The organism is Lysinibacillus sp. EB271-A1-10B, assembly GCF_058791335.1.
Genome location: NZ_JBYTDL010000032.1, coordinates 26,539 through 44,456 on the forward strand (window position 1 = coordinate 26,539; position 17,918 = coordinate 44,456).

Consider the following 17,918-nt stretch of genomic DNA (forward strand, 5'->3'; position numbering starts at 1 on the left):
GTTAAATGAATATTTTAACAGTAATCTTCAGTCTCGATTTTCCATACTGTAAACAAACCTGCCATAAGTCCAATCAGCCCTAATGTTACTGCAACTGATAACTTAGAGATGATTCCTCCTGGTCCTGCTGCAGCTGATGTGACAATACACATAATCAAAATAGCCGCGACAATCGTTGCAATAGTCGAACGATTTAACATCCCGACTGCAAAGGTGATCAACCCCATAAAAATAGCTGAAATATTTGTAATTAAAACAGTCAGAATTATTTCCGTAGTAATATTGTATGAGAACATCGGTAAGTTCTGATTCAATACATACATCACTACATTTTGAAAGATTCCACTTATTGACATAAATATAAATGTAATTATAAATACTACTACTAGTTTACTAATGATGATTTTTGTCATTTTGATTGGATATGTGTAAAGCATTAACGCCGTTTTATTTTGAAATTCACTTACAATCAGTGAAGCAATCAACACTGCCTGCCATACGATAAATACGGCTTTGATTAATGTATCGATAATTATAGTTGTACTCAACTCGATTGTTGGCATCCCAGAATCCAATCCGCTAATCTGATCAGGAATAAGAAACTTCATCATAATGACTAAAGTAGTGATAAGAAAATTGCATGCTGCTAAAGAAATCAACTGCTGCTTCATATTTATTTTTCCTAATTCAATACTGACATACTTCATATTTTCCTCCTCTTCATGTAGGACTTATTCAAATAGCTCATCAATAACATGCTCAAGTAAAAATTCAAATACTATCTGATGATTGTAAGCAATAGCATCCTTTTCTGATGACAATGTCAGTAATGCAGATAAAATCCCGATAACTTTAGAGAGTGGTTCCTTACAAACCAAATTACTTCTCTCTATCGTTTCACTTAATTTTACCAATGTATGTTCCGAGCTATGAGTAATCAGTCTACTTTCAGGTAATCGATTTAATAATGCCTTGAAATCATTGCTGGACAGTGTTTTGATCCAGTTTCCTCGATCATATTCCTGATACAATAATTTGAATCCTTCAATAAATCCTTCTTTATTGGGAGATTTCGTTACAGCATCATTCATATGATTAACCATTCGATTTTGTACTTGATCCATGACATCGGCAAACAGGGCCTCTTTACTATCAAAAAAAAGATAGAAAGCTCCTTTAGAAATACCAACTGTATTACAAAGCAAATCAATATTAGTTTTTTTATACCCAATACTCACCCAACTTTTTTCACATTCAATACATAGATTCTCTTTGATTTTTTCTTTTTCTTCTTGTGAAAAACCTCTTGCCATAACTAATGCTCCCTCTCTTCATAGGACTGCATCCCACGATAACCATATGACTAAATTCATTTTTTTAGTCATACGTATTCAAAAAAATTAACTTTGCTGCTTATGTAAAATCGAGACAAAGTATTCTTCCAATTCAATATTTTCTTTTTTCAGCTGTTCCAGTTCCACATGTTCAATCATTTCGCCCTGACTCATAATTGCCACATCAGTTACAATTTTATCGACTTCAGGGATAATATGACTAGATATTAATATAGTGGTCCCCATCTTTTGATTAATTTCCTTCAGTATTTCTCGAATATCAATAATTCCCATTGGATCAAGCCCATTGATTGGTTCGTCTAAAATCAACAACTTGGGAGAGGTTACTAAGGCTCTGGCAATCCCCAATCTTTGTTTCATCCCTAAAGAAAAAGTATCTAATATATCCTCAGCATTCTCTGATAAACCTACAATAGATAAAACATTATCAATATTGCTTAAATATTCTTCATTCATATATTTACAATGGATTTCTAAATTTTTTCTGGCTGATAAACCAGAGTAAAAAACAGGAGTTTCAATAATACAGCCAATACTTGTCAATACATTCTGATTTCTTCTGTCTATAGTTTCGCCAAACAGTTTGACAGTACCTGAATCAGATTTTAATATACCCAAGATTGTTTTCATCAACGTTGTTTTACCTGCTCCATTTGCTCCAAGCAAACCGAATATTGATCCCCGCCTTACTTCCAAAGAAATATTATTTAACAACCTCTTTCCATTGATTGTCTTACAAAGGTTTGTAACTTCAATAACTGTATCCAAAAAATCCCTCCTTAGTTAAAAAGTATATATTTCACACTATAATCTGTCAATAAAAAACAAAACCCCCATTAATATATCCCGAAACTTTTACATTTTAATACATTTGTAACATAAAACACCCATCTACAAAAGCAGGTGGATTTCTAATTGCCCACGACTAAAGTCGTAATTCAAGGCTAAAGCACTTCTCAAAGCTTTTACGCTTTATAAGTACATTTAACTTCTTTCAGCAAGTTTCTAGTAGGGAAACAAAGCGACAGCTACAGATGTTTTTTTGTAGCGAAAGCAACGCGGCAGCTACAGATGTTAAATATCTTTAGGTCTCCAAAATCGTTTTATGAAGAATCTTTAAAAAAGAATTTTTATCTTCTTGCAAATAAAAGTGACCACCGTTAAAAAATTCATACTGACATTTTTCTTGAAAAAATTTCTGCCAATTTTGATACTGCTTTAAAACCCCTTTGTCTTGGGCTCCTATAAAAATATGCGGCTGTATATTTCCCAATGGATATTTCGGATATCTCAATTCAGTCTCATATTGCTTCAATAAAGAAATATCCTGTTGCATTATAGGAAATAGAAGCTTTCCTAATTCTTGATTTGTATGAATCTCATCCGGTTGTTTATGCAGTGACTGAATATATTCCCACATATCTTCAATTGTTTCTATTTTTATGTTTAGATTCATCTCTCCAGGAGGCAATTTAGCTGATATTATCAGTTTTTCAATACTTATATTATATTTTTCATATATTCTCTTTGCTACTTCATAAGCAACAGAACCACCCATGCTATGACCAAAAAATATTAATTCTTCTAAAACCAAATCATTTATTTCAAGTAGTTCTTCCAGCAGGTAATCTACCAGTTCATCCATTGTTTCAGCAAGCGTTTCTGTTAATTTCAGTAAATGTCCAGGATAATCAAGATAAATGGGTAATATTCTTACAGGTTCTTTTATGATAGCACTATAAAACAAGCTTGCTCCACCTGCATGAGGGAAAATAACCACTTTTTTCATATTCCATACTTCTCCTTTTCCATTAATACTCTTACTATTTCGTTTAAGGAAACTCTTTTTAAATCATATTTCAGCTTATTTTTATAGCAAACTGCAGAAGAGTATTTTTCATCAATAAACAAAATTTCAAGCTCTATGTTTTCTAATTGACCCTCTGCAGTATAAATACATATTTCACCATCAGACTCGTTCACATAAAATGAATTTAATGGTGTCGATAGTCCCGTTCCTCTATATTTTAAATAACTCTCCTTTAAGCACCATATTCTGTAAAAATACTGCAGACGTTGTTCATTCAGCTGCTTTAGAATAGCTTTATATTCTCTCTCGTGGAAGAAATCTTCCGCTATGTCCAATTCAATTTCATTAATTTTTTCTATATCAACACCTAATTCCTTATCACTGATACCACACAGCACATATTCCTCAGAATGCGACAGACTGAAATATACATCTGCAACATTATTCAGAAACGGCTTTCCGTATTCATTCTTAATAAATTTTATATCTGAATTTTTCAACAAAGAGTTTTGACATATACCATATCTAATCAATAGCTCTCCCAGAATCGACCGTGTCTGATCATCTTCAAATTTAAGTAAATCGATTGCAGCTCTTCTTTCTTCAGATAAATATTTTTTTAATTCAGTTTTCAATTTTTTATCTGTAAGCTCTTCTATTTTCAAATAATACAGCTTTAACATATTTCCCCCGCAATAATAAGTTTGTTATAACGTACATTTAATAATAGGCAATTATGCCGAGGCGTAATTGCCGCTGTCGCTACAAAAAAATATTTGTAGCTGGCGTTTCACTTTCGTTACTAAAAACTTGCTTAAGAAGTTTCATTTTAAAACATTCATCATAGTAAATAAAAGTCAATCCACAAAGTTAATTATATACTACACATAACAGTATTTTAAGGAAAATTTCACTTAATTTCCATTAATTTCATACATTTTTTTACTCTCTATCTTCTTCATTCTCCAATTGGTTAATCGTATTATTTTACTTAATTTATTAATATTAATAACCATTCTTTACTAAAACTCTTAGTTTTTCACCTACAACAAACATCTTTAATATCAAAAAAAGATCAAGATTAGTATTCACTTCCCTAGTATAATTAGCAATTCTGCAACACTTTCAGTAAAAGCCTTTACGACTAAGTTCTAAAACTTCATTTATGTAATCAGGAATTTCAGGTTCTACAAATTGCTTCCCTATTTTAACTTTACTTTGAATGTAACTTTTATTATGTACTTTCCCTTCTTCAAAAGCTGAAAAAACACATTCAATAATTTGCTGTTTTATTTTTCTTAGTTGTTTAGATTTTTCTTTGGATTTATTCGCTTTATATCTTGCGCCTATTAATCAACATTCATCCGGAACTTTCTAATCGTAGCATAGGACCTCGCCCTTTAATGGAAGTATCTTATTATCGCTTTACAGATTCTTAATCCAAAAGAAAAACCGAATTCTCTCTTAAGAAATTCCGGTTTTTCTTTTTTATAGTAGGTTAAACATTTTCAAAAATGGTAAGTATAACATTGCCTAAAATAAAATTAAGTATATCCTTGCCCTTGCGGCAAAAATATACTTAAAATCACAAATGACTCTGTATTTACAGCCACTTTATTTATAGAGATAGCGGGAGTCGCACCCGCTAACATATTTTATGCTTTTTGATAACGAAGTACTGGTGTACGAGCAGCGCGTGTTTCGTCTAGACGAGTTACGACTGTTGTATGTGGTGCTTCTTGTACGATTGATGGGTTTTCTTCAGTTTCTTTTGCAATTTGAATCATCACATCGCAGAATGCATCTAATGTTTCTTTAGATTCTGTTTCTGTTGGCTCGATCATTAATGCCTCTTCCACATTTAATGGGAAGTAAGTTGTTGGTGGATGATAGCCAAAGTCTAACAGACGTTTTGCAATGTCTAAAGTACGAACGCCAAGTTTCTTTTGACGACGACCTGATAATACAAATTCATGTTTACAATGACGGTTATATGGTAGATCGTAGAATGGCTCTAAACGACGCATCATATAGTTTGCGTTTAGTACAGCGTATTCTGTTACAGCTTTTAAGCCATCTGGACCCATTGTACGAATATAAGTATATGCACGTACGTTGATACCAAAGTTACCATAGTAAGGTTTAACACGTCCGATTGATTGTGGGCGCTCGTAATCGAAGTGATATGTTCCTTCTTCTGTTCTTACTAAAACTGGTTTTGGAAGGAATGGAATTAAATCAGCTTTCACTCCTACTGGACCTGAACCTGGGCCACCGCCACCGTGAGGACCTGTAAATGTTTTGTGTAAGTTTAAGTGTACGCAGTCAAAGCCCATATCACCAGGACGTGCTTTACTCATAACTGCGTTTAAGTTTGCACCGTCATAGTATACTTTACCGCCAACAGAGTGAATAAGCTCTGCCATTTCGATAATGTTTTCTTCAAATAGACCAAGTGTATTTGGATTTGTTAGCATTAATGCAGCTGTATCAGAACCAACTACTTTGCGCAAATCTTCAATATCTACTAAGCCATTTTCATCTGATTTAACAGTAATAGTTTCAAAGCCTGCAACTGTTGCAGATGCTGGGTTTGTACCGTGAGCAGAGTCAGGAACAATAACTTTATTACGGTGACCCTCACCATTTGCTTCATGGAATGCGCGGATCATCATTAATGCTGTCCATTCACCATGAGCACCTGCTGCAGGTTGTAATGTCACTTCATCCATACCTGTAATTTCAACTAATGAAGTTTGTAGGTCGTAAAGAAGCTCCATCGCACCTTGAGTTGTTGATTCGTCCTGTAATGGGTGAACATTAGCAAAGCCTGAAATTCGTGCAACGGCCTCGTTAATTTTTGGATTATATTTCATCGTACAAGAACCAAGCGGGTAGAAGCCAGAGTCTACACCGTGGTTACGACGAGAAAGTGCTGTATAGTGACGCATAATATCAAGCTCAGATACTTCTGGTAATTCTGCTGCCTCAGCGCGTACTAAGTTTCCAGGAAGTAAATCGGCAAGATCAACCTCTGGTACATCAAGTGCTTCTAAGCTGTAACCTACGCGACCTTCTTTGGTAATTTCAAAAATGAGTGATTGATTTTCGTTATGCATTAAGAGCCCCCATTTCTGCAACTAGTGCATCAATTTCTTCCTTCGTGCGTAATTCTGTTACTGCGATTAGCACGTGATTTTTTAGAGAGTCATATGTTTGACCTAAAGGATAGCCACCGATGATACCTTTTTCAATTAAGCCTTTATTAATTTCTTTCACACATTTATTTGTCTTCACAACGATTTCGTTAAAGTGTGCACCTTGGAATGCTACTGTGAAACCAGTCGCTTCAAAGGCATTTTTAGCATAGCGTGTTTTCGCAATGTTTTGCATTGCCATTTCACGAACGCCTTCTTTACCTAGAGCAGTCATTGCTACAGAAGCAGCAAGTGCAAGAAGTGCTTGGTTCGAACAAATATTGGACGTTGCTTTATCACGACGGATATGTTGTTCACGTGCTTGTAATGTTAAAACATAACCACGACGACCTTCACCATCAACTGTTTCACCTACAAGACGACCAGGAACTTTACGCATTAACTTCGTAGTTACTGCAAAGAAACCACAGTGTGGACCACCGAATGCTTCAGAAATACCGAAAACCTGTGCGTCCCCTACACAAATATCAGCACCTAGCTTACCAGGTGGTGTTAAAATTCCTAGTGCAAGTGGATTCGAAGAGACAACAAATAAACTTTTTGCCTCATGCGCAATATCGCCAATTACTTGCAAGTCCTCTATTTGACCAAAGAAGTTAGGATATTGTGCAATAACAGCTGCCGTATTATCATCTATTAATTCCTTTAAAGCTTCTACATCTGTCACACCATCATTTTGTGGAACAGTAACAATTTCAATGGATTGACCATATGCATATGTAGCAACGACATCACGATACTCAGGGTGAACTGCTTCAGATACTAAAATTTTCTTACGGCGTGTATGGCCAGCTGCAAGCATACCTGCTTCAGCTAACGCTGTTCCTCCATCGTACATAGAAGAGTTTGCAAGATCCATGCCTGTAAGCTCTGCGATCATCGTTTGGAATTCAAAAATTGCTTGTAATTCCCCTTGTGAAATTTCTGGTTGATATGGAGTATACGCTGTGTAAAACTCTGAACGAGAAATAACATGGTCCACGATAACCGGTTTATAGTGGTTGTATACGCCTGCACCTAAAAACGATACGTTAGCATTTGTATCTTTATTTTTCGCAGCCATTGCTGTTAATTCTTTTAATAAAGCTGATTCAGATTTCGCTTCTTTAATATCATATAGGCCTTTAAAACGTACTTTTTCTGGAATATCCTCAAATAACGCATCAACTGAGGATACACCGATTACGTCTAACATTTCTTGTTTATCTTGCTCCGTCATTGGTAAATAACGATGTTTCATAAATGTAGGTCCCTCTTTTCAACTTTTATTTTGAACGCTTGTAAAACGGTGTTTCAACTGTTACTACTTTTAAGTGCTTACCACGAATTTCAATTTCCAATTCAGTTCCGATAGTTGCGAATTGACTGTCAATTAATGCGTGACCAACATTTCGTTTAGAAGAAGGAAGTTGTGTACCTGTTGTCACTTCACCGATTTCCTTACCATCCTTCAACACTTTGTAGCCATGGCGAGGAATTCCTTTATCAATCATTTCAATACCCACAATTTTACGTGACAGCCCAGTTTCTTTTTGTGCCACTAATGCCTCATGACCATTAAAGCCCTCTTTATTTAACTTCACAGCAAAACCAATACCAGCCTCAAGAGGTGAAATTGTCGCTGATAGCTCTTGCCCGTATAATGGAAGACCTGCTTCAAAACGAAGTGTATCACGGCAGCCTAAACCTGCAGGAACTACACCTTTGTCTTTTCCAGCCTCTAAGATTTTACCCCATAATGCTTTAATATCTTCTGGAGAGCCATATAGTTCAAAGCCATCTTCTCCTGTGTAACCGCTACGAGATACTAATGCTTTATGACCAGCAACTTCAACATCTGCTTGGAAACGGAAGTATTTAATCGTTTGTAAATCAGTATCTGTTAATGTTTGAAGAACTTCTTCTGCTAATGGACCTTGAAGGGCAATTTGTGCATAAGCCTCTGATTGGTTGTCTATCGTTACATCATATTGATGTTGATTTTCCATCATCCAATCATAATCTTTTTCAATATTTGCCGCGTTCACGCATAATAAATAATGATTGTCTGCTAATTTATACGTTAATAAATCATCGACAACACCACCATCTTCATAGCACATTGCATTATATTGCGCTTGACCTACTGCAATCTTAGAAATATCATTTGTCAAAAGGTTTTGTAAAAACTCTAGTGAATTAGGTCCAGTTACTAAAATCTCACCCATATGTGATACATCAAATAAGCCAGCACGATTACGTACTGCATCATGCTCTTCTTTAATAGAAGAGAACTGCACTGGTAATTCCCATCCACCGAAGTCAATTGTTTTACCACCATGTTTTGCATATTCTTCAAATAGAGGTGTGCGTTTTAATTCTGTCATTGTTTTTGCCCCCTTATTGTTCGTTACATATTTACTTATAGTAGTTCGTCTGTTTTTTTGTACAGTCATGCTTCCCTTGTTTGTTCATCCAAATAAAGAAAAACGAACAACATTAGGTAAAACATTTAGACATAAAAAAAGACAGACGAACCCCTTTTCGGGATTCTCTGTCCTTGCACCTGAAAGTTACACCAGACTGACTCGCATACATACAATGCCAATCAGCCGGCTTTCCCCTTTGGTGGCTGTAGTACTACAGCACTCTCCAGAGTTGCGTCTTATACGAGTCCTTTTACCTGAGAGATTCATAACATTTTGCTATTTGCTCCTTCGGTGACGTCTATACGTGCTCTCCCCGTACAATCATCCGCCCAAGTTTCAACTTGGTACTATTTAGTATTCAATGAACATTAAGTAACTTTTGTCTATATCCTAACATTAATTGCATTGAAAAGGCAATCATTTTTTATTTTATGTTAAAAAACGAACATTTAAGTATTAACGATACATCAATGTTCGCTTTTTAGCCTTTTAACTTGGAATACTAAATACTCAAGAATTTGGCGGATTGTTCGCCCCTCTGTTAACACTTGTATATGTCCTACTTCACGATAGAACTTTCTTCTGTAATGATACAGCTGCTCTAACTCTTCTTTCGTCGAGCTCTGTACAATCGGTCTGTTCGGATCATGCTGTATTCGTTTGTATATATCTTCGAATGTCGCATCTAAAAAAAACACGAGCCCACTGCGTCTCATTATTTTTCGATTTTCAGCATTAATTGCGACTCCACCACCTGTTGAAATAATACAAGCTTCGTCCCGGAAGTTTTTCAAAAATTCTGTTTCTATTTCCCGAAAACGTGCTTCTCCGTATTTTTCAAATATTTGCGGAATTGTCATACCCTGCTGTCGAACAATCTCATGATCCATATCGTAATAGGGCATCTTTAACAAATAGCTTAAACGTCTTCCTAACGCACTTTTCCCGGAGCCCATAAAACCAACTAAATATATTTTTCGCATTCGAATCACCTTCTTATAACTACGATTCTACACTGTCTGACAAAATTTGTCCTAATAAATTTATCGTAGCTCGAACATTGAGCTTTTCTAGGCCATCATATGTTCGAAACTGAATCTCATAAGACGTACAAAACGTAAGGACAAAAGTAGTTACAAAAAATAATAATCCAATTGCGATTAAAAAAATAGCCCCTCTGTCATTTTTCAAAAACTGGAACATAGAAAGTTCGCTCCTTTTTACTACCACTTGGAAGTTCAACAGCTACTGTTAACATATCTTTTTCATATCGGAACTGGCATTTAGTAATACCAACTAGCATTGGTACATGACCACCATTTACTTGATCACGAATTATATTGCTGTAACAATCAATATTATGAATGGTATCTGCGGCCTGGAAGGTTATTCTCTTTTGATCCTTTCGAAGTGTAAAAGATGAAATATCACTTACATACATATTCAAATCATAAACAAAAAGCTCCCACTTTGATTGCTCATCAGTTAGCATCGTTGTTTTCATTTCAGCAAACCAAAGCATAATAAACACAACAAGATGGGCAATAAGCACAAAAACAACTAATTGAAACATCGCTTCTAATAATGTGTAGCCTCGCTCATTCATCAACTTCACCTGTCAGTTGTATACATTTTTTACGTAATTCCCGCGTATTTTGAAAACTTACGCATACCCCTTGTCCATTCATAAACCACTGAAATTCTATATTATCAATGGTTTTAGTGCCTTCTGTTTGTTGTAGATTGCGGTAATGCTTTAAGCCTTCATAGGCCGTTTCAGCTGCGAACACCTCCAACTTCTTGTTATAAAGAGTCGTTTTCATCGTATAGCTAATTGGTATTAATGTCGTGCATACTAACATAACAATGACTACTGATAATATCGTTTCCACAAATGAATAACCAGATTCATTCAATCCTCGATCTCCCTCGTCCTAATGTAATCACAACTTTTTTCACACCTTGAGGCGTTTTAAAATAAACAGTCCCTGGCGTCATGACGTTTCCATTATAGTTGTACATAATCGTGTAAATTGAACTCGATGCAGGCATAAACTCAACCCCTTTCGGAAAAGGGCGTTCATATAATTCTGTAAAAATATCCTTTTTAATAATGTATCTCTTTGATGAACTTTCAAACTTCATCGAGATATATTCCCTTTGATGCATACTATAAGTTTGTATATATTGAATATCTAATTGAATTTGTGTAAAAAATTGCTCAAGCTCCCTAGTCTCCACTCCTTTTAACGAATATTTGACGACAATCGCTGACAAACACATAAGGATAAACAATACAATTAGCATTTCAACAAATGTATAGCCACGCTCACTCTTATTAGTATCCATCAATTACCAGAACCAGTATCGGTAGAGGTTTTCGCCAATCGTACCTCCCCATCCTTAGTGATTACAATCTCTTCTTTATTAGGGCAGGTCGTTTCATTCTTCTTTAAATAGCCTTTCGCTACCAAATCTTGAATCGTTGGATAATCCATAAAATCTACTCGATACGCCTCCACCTGACCTTGCACCATGCTCACATACGCTTTGCACCCCTTCTCATCGACGGTGGCAAAATGTTTCGTAACATTTGGGATTGTAATTAAAATTAATATGGAAATAATCAGGAGAACTATTAACATTTCAATTAAAGTAAAACCTTTTTGCTGCTTTATACGTTTCATTATTAACCTCCTATACTAGTTCAATCATGTGATATATTGGCAATAATAAACTTACATATGCGGCAACTATGCACATCGCTATAATGATAAAGAAGGTGGGCTGCACGAACACAAGGATTTTATGCAATAGTTGCTCTTGCTTTTCCGTCATTAACTCGCTGTACAGTACTAGCTCTTTTCCTAAATAGCCACTTTGTTCTCCATGTTCAACAAATGTTGTAAAATCCTTCTGCCAAACTGTCATCAACTTAACTGCTTGCGTTAGCGTATCACCCAAAACAACGCGATCCTTTATACATAGCGCTAGATATTGTAAAAACGGTTGAAGTCGCTGCTCCTCTAAAATTTGTAGACTTGCCTGTAAAGAAAACCCACTTTGTAGCAGGCTCCCTAAATAAGCAGCAAATTGTCTCGTCAAAGACATTCGTGTATAAATCCGAATCAAAGGAGTTTTTAGAATAATATTTAACTGGCGAGCAATCGGACGTCGTTTGAGAGTAAGGTAAAAAATGAAAATACAACAAAATACCGCAATGCCTATGAACATTAAAGTATCGGGAAGATGCAATAATGCCTTTGACAAAGCAATGCTTGTCTCCTCAGTGCCGGTAGTTCGGCTAGTCACCATTTTTTCGATATTAGGAAAGAATATGGTACGAAACACTAAAAACAACAGCAACAAAAATAAAATAAGTACTACAGGATATAGGAGTAGCTTCATTAATTTTTTCTTCGTCGCTTCACTCAAAGCCATTTGCTTTGCCACGCCTTTTAACGTCTCAATCATATGCCCATTGTTTTCTGCAACTGTAATGGCTACTAAATGCTGTTTTGGAAGTTGTAATGCTTCAAAAACTCCTAAAACACCGACTCCTTGTCTCAGCTTTTCATTGATTAGCTTTTGCATGTCTTCATGTGCTTCAATATGATGAGGTAATAAAATAGAAATAGCCTGCGGGAATAAATAACCTTCCTGCATTAACACACTTAACCGACTAAAAAAATGAGCTTGCTCCCTTACGCGCCATTTTGTTGCCTTATTGTAAGCCAATTGAATTCTTTCAATAAACGTTCGTATTCGCATAGTGATGACTCTCTATCATTTCTTTTTGACCTGCAAGTGTTAACTCATGTGGCAATTCATAGCTAGTTTTTTGCATAATTGCTTTAATGGCCATTTGAAGTTGAACATCGCTTAATATTTCAAACAATGCACGACGTTCTTCCTGTATTATAGGTGATTGGAAAAGTGTTTGAGCGACTATACCTACCACAGTTTGGCGAAGTTCTTCTATTGATACACCCAAGTCCAAAAATCGATAAAGGCAGTTTACCGAATCCTTAGCATGAATGGTTGAGACTACTAAATGACCTGTTAAAGAAGCTTCGATTGCGATTTTTGCAGTCTCTTTATCACGTATTTCACCAATCATAATAACGTCGGGTGAGTGGCGTAAAATAGCCTTTAAGCCTGTAGCATATGTAACGCCAGCTCGTTCGTTTACTTGAATCTGTAAAAGATTAGCTTGATTATTTTCTACAGGGTCTTCTAAAGAAATGACATGACGATTTAGTTCTGTCGAACAGTAATGGATTAGAGAATACAAGGATGTTGATTTACCAGAGCCTGTCGCACCTGTGAAACATAAAAGTCCCTGTTGATGTTTCACTAGTTCCATCAACATGTTTGCTGCATATTCGGAATAAGATAAAGAAGTAAGTGGGAATGCATGATTTTGTAGAAGTAGACGGATAATTAGGCTTTCTTTTAAAAATACGGAGGGAAGTGTCGAGACACGAAAGGCATATTGATCTTGTTCCATAGCTTTTTGGAAAGAGCCGCTTTGGGGTTTTCGCCGCTCGCTAATATCTAATGCCGCTGAAAATTTATAAAAGGAAATCATTCGTTCCGCAAGATTATTTGGTAACTCACCTGCTTGGAGTAGCTTATCATATTTGCGAAAATAAATACGATACCGCTCACTTTCCGGAACTAAAAGTAAATCTGATGCACCGAAATGATAGGCTTTTAGTAAAAGTTGCTCACATTTTCGTTCAACAACCGTTTCAAAGTTCTGCATATTCGCACCCCTCTTCTGGTTTTTTCGAATATGACCGCTCTATTCGTTATGTCCTAGTATAGATAGGAACTTGCCGGAAGAAAAGCTCTTTTCTTAAATTAAAAATTTGCTATAAAATTTCCTATCAAACATGTTTTTTTGCGATAAAAATGTGGATACCTTGCTAATTTCCATAAACGATTCGTTCAGTAATATATATACTAAGTCAATAATTTTCTAATTACTACCTTATATTCATCAATCCAAACACATCAAAACATCCTTTAAGACGATTACCAATACGATTAGTTTTCTATAAAATGAAAGAGGCTACCGAAATAATATGGCGGCCATTTAATTCTTCATATCACCTAATAAAATCTCTTATTTATTAAATAGCAACTTAAAGTAATTATAGGTTCGAGAAGACACATCCAATTCTAATGCCTGCCCTTTAATTTTAACCTTCCATTCTAAATATGATTAGAGAATACAAGGATGTTGACTTACCAGAGCCTGATGCACCTGTCACGAAAGTACAAGTTCTGAAAAATGTATTTCCTTCTATTATATCTGTTATCATCCCAGACAGTCATAGGGCACTGGATATCCTTTGTGTACTTTGTATCACAGATAATTACAAACACAATTAAGACCACCCATCACGGAGTGGGATGCTGAGGCAGAAGCAAAAGCAATAGCGGAAGCGAAGGCGAAAGAAGAAAGCATTCCTAGAGAAAATAAATCGGCATTAAAAAAAGCAGAAGTATATGCGAAATCTATGTCCATGTCAAAGGCTGGTATTTATAATCAATTAACTTCTGAACATGGAGAGAAATTCCCAGCAGAAGCTGCTCAATATGCTGTAGATAATATTGTATTCGATTGGAAAGGTAATGCATTGAAAAAAGCTCAAATATACGCTGAAAAAATGAGTATGTCGGATTCAGCTATTTACCAACAATTAACTTCTGAATACGGTGAAAAATTTACTCCTGAAGAAGCTCAATACGCGATTGATAATTTAAAATAAGTAATATCATCAACATAAATGATTGTGGAAGGCACATCGAAGGTCACTCAAATGAGTGGCTTTTTATTATTAAAAATAAACGATTTTTATTATGGTAAATAAGCCTCGTATTGGTTAGAGTTGTCTTTAAAGGTTATTTAAAGAAATTTCCTATAAATACTTTAAAGGAGGATACATAAGTGAGTAAGATATTTAAAAATAGTTTTATTTATCTAGCATTATCACTACTAGTACTAATTAGCTATAACGTTGAAAATGCACATGCTGAAGATGGCTATTCAGAAAATTTAATACCTAAAATGACTTCAAATGAATCAGAGTTTGGTAAAGCATCCTCTTCAAGTAACCATGTTGAAACACCCAGCTGGAAAGCCTTTGATGGCATTGACTACTATGATAGTGGTGGCGCCAACTATGCTTGGGGAACGCCTGAAAAAACAGGGTGGTTAGCATATGAATTCTCAAGTCCAAAAGCAATTAGTAAATATGTAATGAATAATCAAGGAAGTTTTCCAGAACTTTTTCCAAATACATGGACATTTGAGGCGTGGGACGGTTCAAATTGGATAGTATTAGATTCTCATAGCAACGTTACAGTAGACGATTGGAGAAAGAATCCAAAACAAAGCTTCACCTTTGAAAATTCTAGTTATTATAACAAGTACAGGGTTAACATTACACTTACTAATAGCACATATCATGCCGTAAATACAGCAATATCTGAACTACAAATGATGGAAAAAATTTCAACATCACCAAAACCTGAATCAATCTCATTAAATAGAAATGTATTAGAACTTCTAGAAGGTAACCAAGATAAATTAATAGCAACTGTAACTCCTGATACTGCAAAAGTAATATGGACATCTAGCGATGAATCAATTGCTACTGTAGATCAGAATGGAAATGTTAATGCCATTCGTGAAGGTGAAGCAATCATTACAGCAAAGATAGAAAACACAGATATCGCGGCTACTAGCGCAGTAATTGTTAAAAAACCAAGCAAGGAATCTTCAAATGCTATTTTAAGCATTACATTAGTAAATGGTATAACAAAAGAGTATGACGTTACAAATAAAGTACTAAATGACTATTTGAAATGGTTTGAAAGTGCACAAGATACATCAACATTCAAATTTTCTAAAACAATATCCCCTTATAAAAAAGTAACGGAATATATCGTACATGATAAAATCGCCTCATTCGAAGTAAGAGAATACTAAGCAAAAAATGACCAGGTACTCACTTTCAATTGAGCGCCTGGTCTTTATTTTGGTGACTTAATAATAAATTTTCAACCTGCGTTTTTAGTGCCATATTAGCATATCGTAGAACCACATCATTCCCCGCCGTTGCTACATGCACATCACTAAAATACTCATCTATCTTTTCTACTTTAAATAACCTTATTTTCTCTTTTGCCAACAACCTCTTCTTATTGTAATAATCTTGGGTTATGTCTTTTAATAACTTATCGAGGATTGGTAAATAAACTTTACTCATTTTCAAATTTTCAATTACAGAGTAATCACGTTGCAATGATTGGACAGCCATACCAAGAATCAAAAATTTATGAAATAGTCGCCGTTGTTCAGGATTCAACATACAACTCCACTCCCTACACAAGAACATTCGTTTGTATCATTTCGGAACGAACGTTCGCTTTTTGGTAGGTGAAAATTACAGGAATAAAATTTAAATAGCGTGATTTCCGTTACTATTGCCTAATTTTATATATACAATTCATGCTAAATTTCCTAAAATGGTAATTAGTAGATAAGGTTAGTGAGGAGAATATAATTGAGTAATTGCTCTAATTGTTTAGCCATAAATCCATTTAAGAAAGTACATAGAGATGGGGCTGAGATTGAAATATGTGAATATTGTAATACGATTAAGGAAGAAGAGTGCGAGGAATATCCAAAAAAACAAGTACAAAATAAAAATGATTCAGATCCATTTACTTCAGATCCATTTATCACTAAAATTTTTATATTCGCATGTATTCTGCTAGTGTTTTTTGTTTTATTTTCATTATTGCCATACTTATAAATGTACATTGACCAAGACGGCAATTTGAGCTATCTTGGTCTTTACATTTTAGTTACTACGCTGTGCAATGATAAGTTTTAAACCTTCATAATCACCATTTGTCATAGTTCCATTATCAAATTTATCTAACCACATTTTATCAATAAGCTTTTTATCTACTGCTTGTTTAATATAATCACGTACTGCAGCTTTTGTTGTCGCGTTTGTGAATTGCATTTTATCATCATCCTTCTCCGTTGGTTTATCTAAGCCGTTTTTAATGTCTAATTTGAATTGTTCCTCTGAAATCCCCATACTCTGCAGATACGAAAATGGATCTCTATGTGTTGTACCTTTTAAATTGTCCGTAATCCAACGGTGTGATTTTATACCGTCACCACTGCCATCGAGTACAACAGGTATTCCAGCCTCTTTAGCAAGTTCACGTAACAACTCAAATATAAGCAGCGTAATCCTTCTTAAATTGCTCCATATCATTTATACGAGCCAACTCTACTTGTGCATAGCTAAGTGGATTACCTTTCGGGCCACAACCATATTGCACACGATTAACTGGCGCAACTTGTACAATTTTACCGCCACAGCCTACCCAGTGAGATGTAAATGCATTGGCTTTATTGCGGTTCATGTATGCTATTTCATTTTCTAAAGCGTTTGGGCTACAATTGTTTGGATTGCCTGATTCATGGGCTATAACATATTTAACAGCAGTTAAAGCTATGTTCGGCAATCCTGACATTAAGCGTTTTTCGATAGCATAAGTCATTGTTTATCACCCTTTTTATCAACGTTATCCATTTGTAATTGTGTAAAAGCATTTGCTAAGAATTTAGGTACTTTAATGTCCAACTTTCCTAGATTTTCAATCATACTTATACCTTCCATCCCGATTAAGAACAAGATCATTGCATTAAAATTCCCACTCGCTGTTGCTGAATCGAGTTGTACTGCTGCAATGACCATCAATACCATAGCCGTCTTTTTGATTAAGCCCTTAAACATCTTTTTACTTTCAGTTTTCTTGAAAACTAAACTAACCATAAATCCTAGTGCATAATCGATAGTCACGAATATAACTAACGCTTTAATTAAGTGGTCAATACCTCCGATAAGGTATCCTATCCATGCCATTGCACCGCCAATAAACGATGTATATAATGTGTCTGTTGTTCATCTGACACCTTCCTTTTCTGCATAATAAAAGCCCTCCACAGATAATGAACTGCTCCCCAATTATTAGACACTCAATCTAACAATTGGAGGTGCAGTTTTTGTATGGTTAAATTTAAAGAAAA

General features: G+C 35.2%; 20 protein-coding genes, 2 pseudogenes and 1 riboswitch. Of the genes and pseudogenes, 3 read left to right on the forward strand and 19 right to left on the reverse strand.

Annotated elements, in window-relative coordinates; translation table 11 throughout:
• Positions 1 to 14: 14 nt before the first annotated feature.
• From AC3WSK_RS24275 to comGA, 16 genes are all read right to left on the reverse strand, one after another.
• Complete coding sequence (locus AC3WSK_RS24275; RefSeq protein WP_492414862.1) at positions 15 to 707, reverse strand: ABC transporter permease; 693 nt, start codon at positions 705 to 707, stop codon at positions 15 to 17.
• Between the two features lie 24 nt (positions 708 to 731).
• Positions 732 to 1,313 (reverse strand): TetR/AcrR family transcriptional regulator, encoded by a 582-nt coding sequence (locus AC3WSK_RS24280; protein ID WP_079563941.1) that lies wholly within the window; start codon positions 1,311 to 1,313, stop codon positions 732 to 734.
• Between the two features lie 87 nt (positions 1,314 to 1,400).
• On the reverse strand, positions 1,401 to 2,123 hold the full coding sequence (locus AC3WSK_RS24285; RefSeq protein ID WP_492414863.1) for an ABC transporter ATP-binding protein: 723 nt from the start codon (positions 2,121 to 2,123) through the stop codon (positions 1,401 to 1,403).
• Between the two features lie 316 nt (positions 2,124 to 2,439).
• Positions 2,440 to 3,144 (reverse strand): thioesterase II family protein, encoded by a 705-nt coding sequence (locus AC3WSK_RS24290; protein WP_492414864.1) that lies wholly within the window; start codon positions 3,142 to 3,144, stop codon positions 2,440 to 2,442.
• Positions 3,141 to 3,848 carry a 4'-phosphopantetheinyl transferase family protein gene (locus tag AC3WSK_RS24295; protein ID WP_079563933.1) on the reverse strand — a complete coding sequence of 236 codons (708 nt, stop codon included), beginning with the start codon at positions 3,846 to 3,848 and terminating at the stop codon, positions 3,141 to 3,143. The genes AC3WSK_RS24290 and AC3WSK_RS24295 overlap by 4 nt, the downstream gene beginning before the upstream one ends.
• Before the next feature lie 972 nt (positions 3,849 to 4,820).
• The gene (gene gcvPB / locus AC3WSK_RS24300; protein WP_427484894.1) at positions 4,821 to 6,284 is read right to left on the reverse strand and encodes an aminomethyl-transferring glycine dehydrogenase subunit GcvPB; all 1,464 of its coding nucleotides are present in this window, start codon (positions 6,282 to 6,284) and stop codon (positions 4,821 to 4,823) included.
• Complete coding sequence (gene gcvPA / locus AC3WSK_RS24305; RefSeq protein WP_079563928.1) at positions 6,277 to 7,623, reverse strand: aminomethyl-transferring glycine dehydrogenase subunit GcvPA; 1,347 nt, start codon at positions 7,621 to 7,623, stop codon at positions 6,277 to 6,279. Before gcvPA ends, gcvPB begins: the two co-directional genes overlap by 8 nt.
• Before the next feature lie 25 nt (positions 7,624 to 7,648).
• Positions 7,649 to 8,749: a glycine cleavage system aminomethyltransferase GcvT gene (gene gcvT / locus AC3WSK_RS24310; RefSeq protein WP_079563926.1), complete on the reverse strand. Its 1,101-nt coding sequence runs from the start codon at positions 8,747 to 8,749 to the stop codon at positions 7,649 to 7,651.
• A 274-nt stretch (positions 8,750 to 9,023) separates the two neighbouring features.
• A riboswitch (glycine riboswitch) is annotated at positions 9,024 to 9,116 on the reverse strand.
• 142 nt (positions 9,117 to 9,258) lie between these two features.
• Positions 9,259 to 9,774, reverse strand: a complete 516-nt coding sequence (locus AC3WSK_RS24315) for a shikimate kinase (protein WP_079563924.1) — start codon at positions 9,772 to 9,774, stop codon at positions 9,259 to 9,261.
• A gap of 19 nt (positions 9,775 to 9,793) precedes the next feature.
• Positions 9,794 to 9,994, reverse strand: a complete 201-nt coding sequence (locus AC3WSK_RS24320; protein WP_079563921.1) for a hypothetical protein — start codon at positions 9,992 to 9,994, stop codon at positions 9,794 to 9,796.
• A complete protein-coding gene (gene comGF / locus AC3WSK_RS24325; RefSeq protein ID WP_079563918.1) occupies positions 9,972 to 10,397 on the reverse strand; it encodes a competence type IV pilus minor pilin ComGF in 426 nt (141 codons plus the stop codon). The genes AC3WSK_RS24320 and comGF overlap by 23 nt, the downstream gene beginning before the upstream one ends.
• Positions 10,390 to 10,707, reverse strand: coding sequence for a hypothetical protein (locus AC3WSK_RS24330; protein ID WP_079563915.1), 318 nt, complete (start codon positions 10,705 to 10,707; stop codon positions 10,390 to 10,392). Before AC3WSK_RS24330 ends, comGF begins: the two co-directional genes overlap by 8 nt.
• Complete coding sequence (gene comGD, locus AC3WSK_RS24335; protein ID WP_492414865.1) at positions 10,700 to 11,140, reverse strand: competence type IV pilus minor pilin ComGD; 441 nt, start codon at positions 11,138 to 11,140, stop codon at positions 10,700 to 10,702. The genes AC3WSK_RS24330 and comGD overlap by 8 nt, the downstream gene beginning before the upstream one ends.
• Positions 11,140 to 11,478, reverse strand: coding sequence for a competence type IV pilus major pilin ComGC (comGC, locus tag AC3WSK_RS24340; protein WP_492414866.1), 339 nt, complete (start codon positions 11,476 to 11,478; stop codon positions 11,140 to 11,142). The genes comGD and comGC overlap by 1 nt, the downstream gene beginning before the upstream one ends.
• Positions 11,479 to 11,488: 10 nt before the next feature.
• Complete coding sequence (gene comGB / locus AC3WSK_RS24345; protein ID WP_079563907.1) at positions 11,489 to 12,562, reverse strand: competence type IV pilus assembly protein ComGB; 1,074 nt, start codon at positions 12,560 to 12,562, stop codon at positions 11,489 to 11,491.
• Positions 12,540 to 13,559 carry a competence type IV pilus ATPase ComGA gene (gene comGA, locus AC3WSK_RS24350; RefSeq protein ID WP_079563905.1) on the reverse strand — a complete coding sequence of 340 codons (1,020 nt, stop codon included), beginning with the start codon at positions 13,557 to 13,559 and terminating at the stop codon, positions 12,540 to 12,542. Before comGA ends, comGB begins: the two co-directional genes overlap by 23 nt.
• Before the next feature lie 688 nt (positions 13,560 to 14,247).
• Here comGA and AC3WSK_RS24355 point away from each other — a divergent pair.
• Together AC3WSK_RS24355 and AC3WSK_RS24360 are read left to right on the forward strand one after the other, a co-directional pair.
• Positions 14,248 to 14,571, forward strand: a pseudogene (locus AC3WSK_RS24355) (Ltp family lipoprotein); the annotation flags it as partial.
• A gap of 179 nt (positions 14,572 to 14,750) precedes the next feature.
• Entirely contained in the window at positions 14,751 to 15,794 is a 1,044-nt protein-coding gene (locus tag AC3WSK_RS24360) for an Ig-like domain-containing protein (RefSeq protein WP_492414867.1), read from the forward strand.
• Positions 15,795 to 15,819: 25 nt separating this feature from the next.
• On the opposite strand, the gene AC3WSK_RS24365 is transcribed toward AC3WSK_RS24360, so the two are convergent.
• Positions 15,820 to 16,176, reverse strand: a complete 357-nt coding sequence (locus AC3WSK_RS24365) for a YhjD family protein (RefSeq protein ID WP_492414868.1) — start codon at positions 16,174 to 16,176, stop codon at positions 15,820 to 15,822.
• A 195-nt stretch (positions 16,177 to 16,371) separates the two neighbouring features.
• Here AC3WSK_RS24365 and AC3WSK_RS24370 point away from each other — a divergent pair, with 195 nt between their 5' ends.
• The gene (locus AC3WSK_RS24370; protein ID WP_492414869.1) at positions 16,372 to 16,623 is read left to right on the forward strand and encodes a hypothetical protein; all 252 of its coding nucleotides are present in this window, start codon (positions 16,372 to 16,374) and stop codon (positions 16,621 to 16,623) included.
• 48 nt (positions 16,624 to 16,671) lie between these two features.
• Here the strand turns inward: AC3WSK_RS24370 and AC3WSK_RS24375 are convergent.
• Together AC3WSK_RS24375 and AC3WSK_RS24380 are read right to left on the reverse strand one after the other, a co-directional pair.
• A pseudogene (locus tag AC3WSK_RS24375) lies at positions 16,672 to 17,389 on the reverse strand (peptidoglycan recognition protein family protein).
• A complete protein-coding gene (locus AC3WSK_RS24380) occupies positions 17,386 to 17,754 on the reverse strand; it encodes a phage holin family protein (RefSeq protein WP_427484904.1) in 369 nt (122 codons plus the stop codon). The pseudogene AC3WSK_RS24375 and the gene AC3WSK_RS24380 overlap by 4 nt, the downstream one beginning before the upstream one ends.
• Between the last annotated feature and the right edge of the window lie 164 nt (positions 17,755 to 17,918).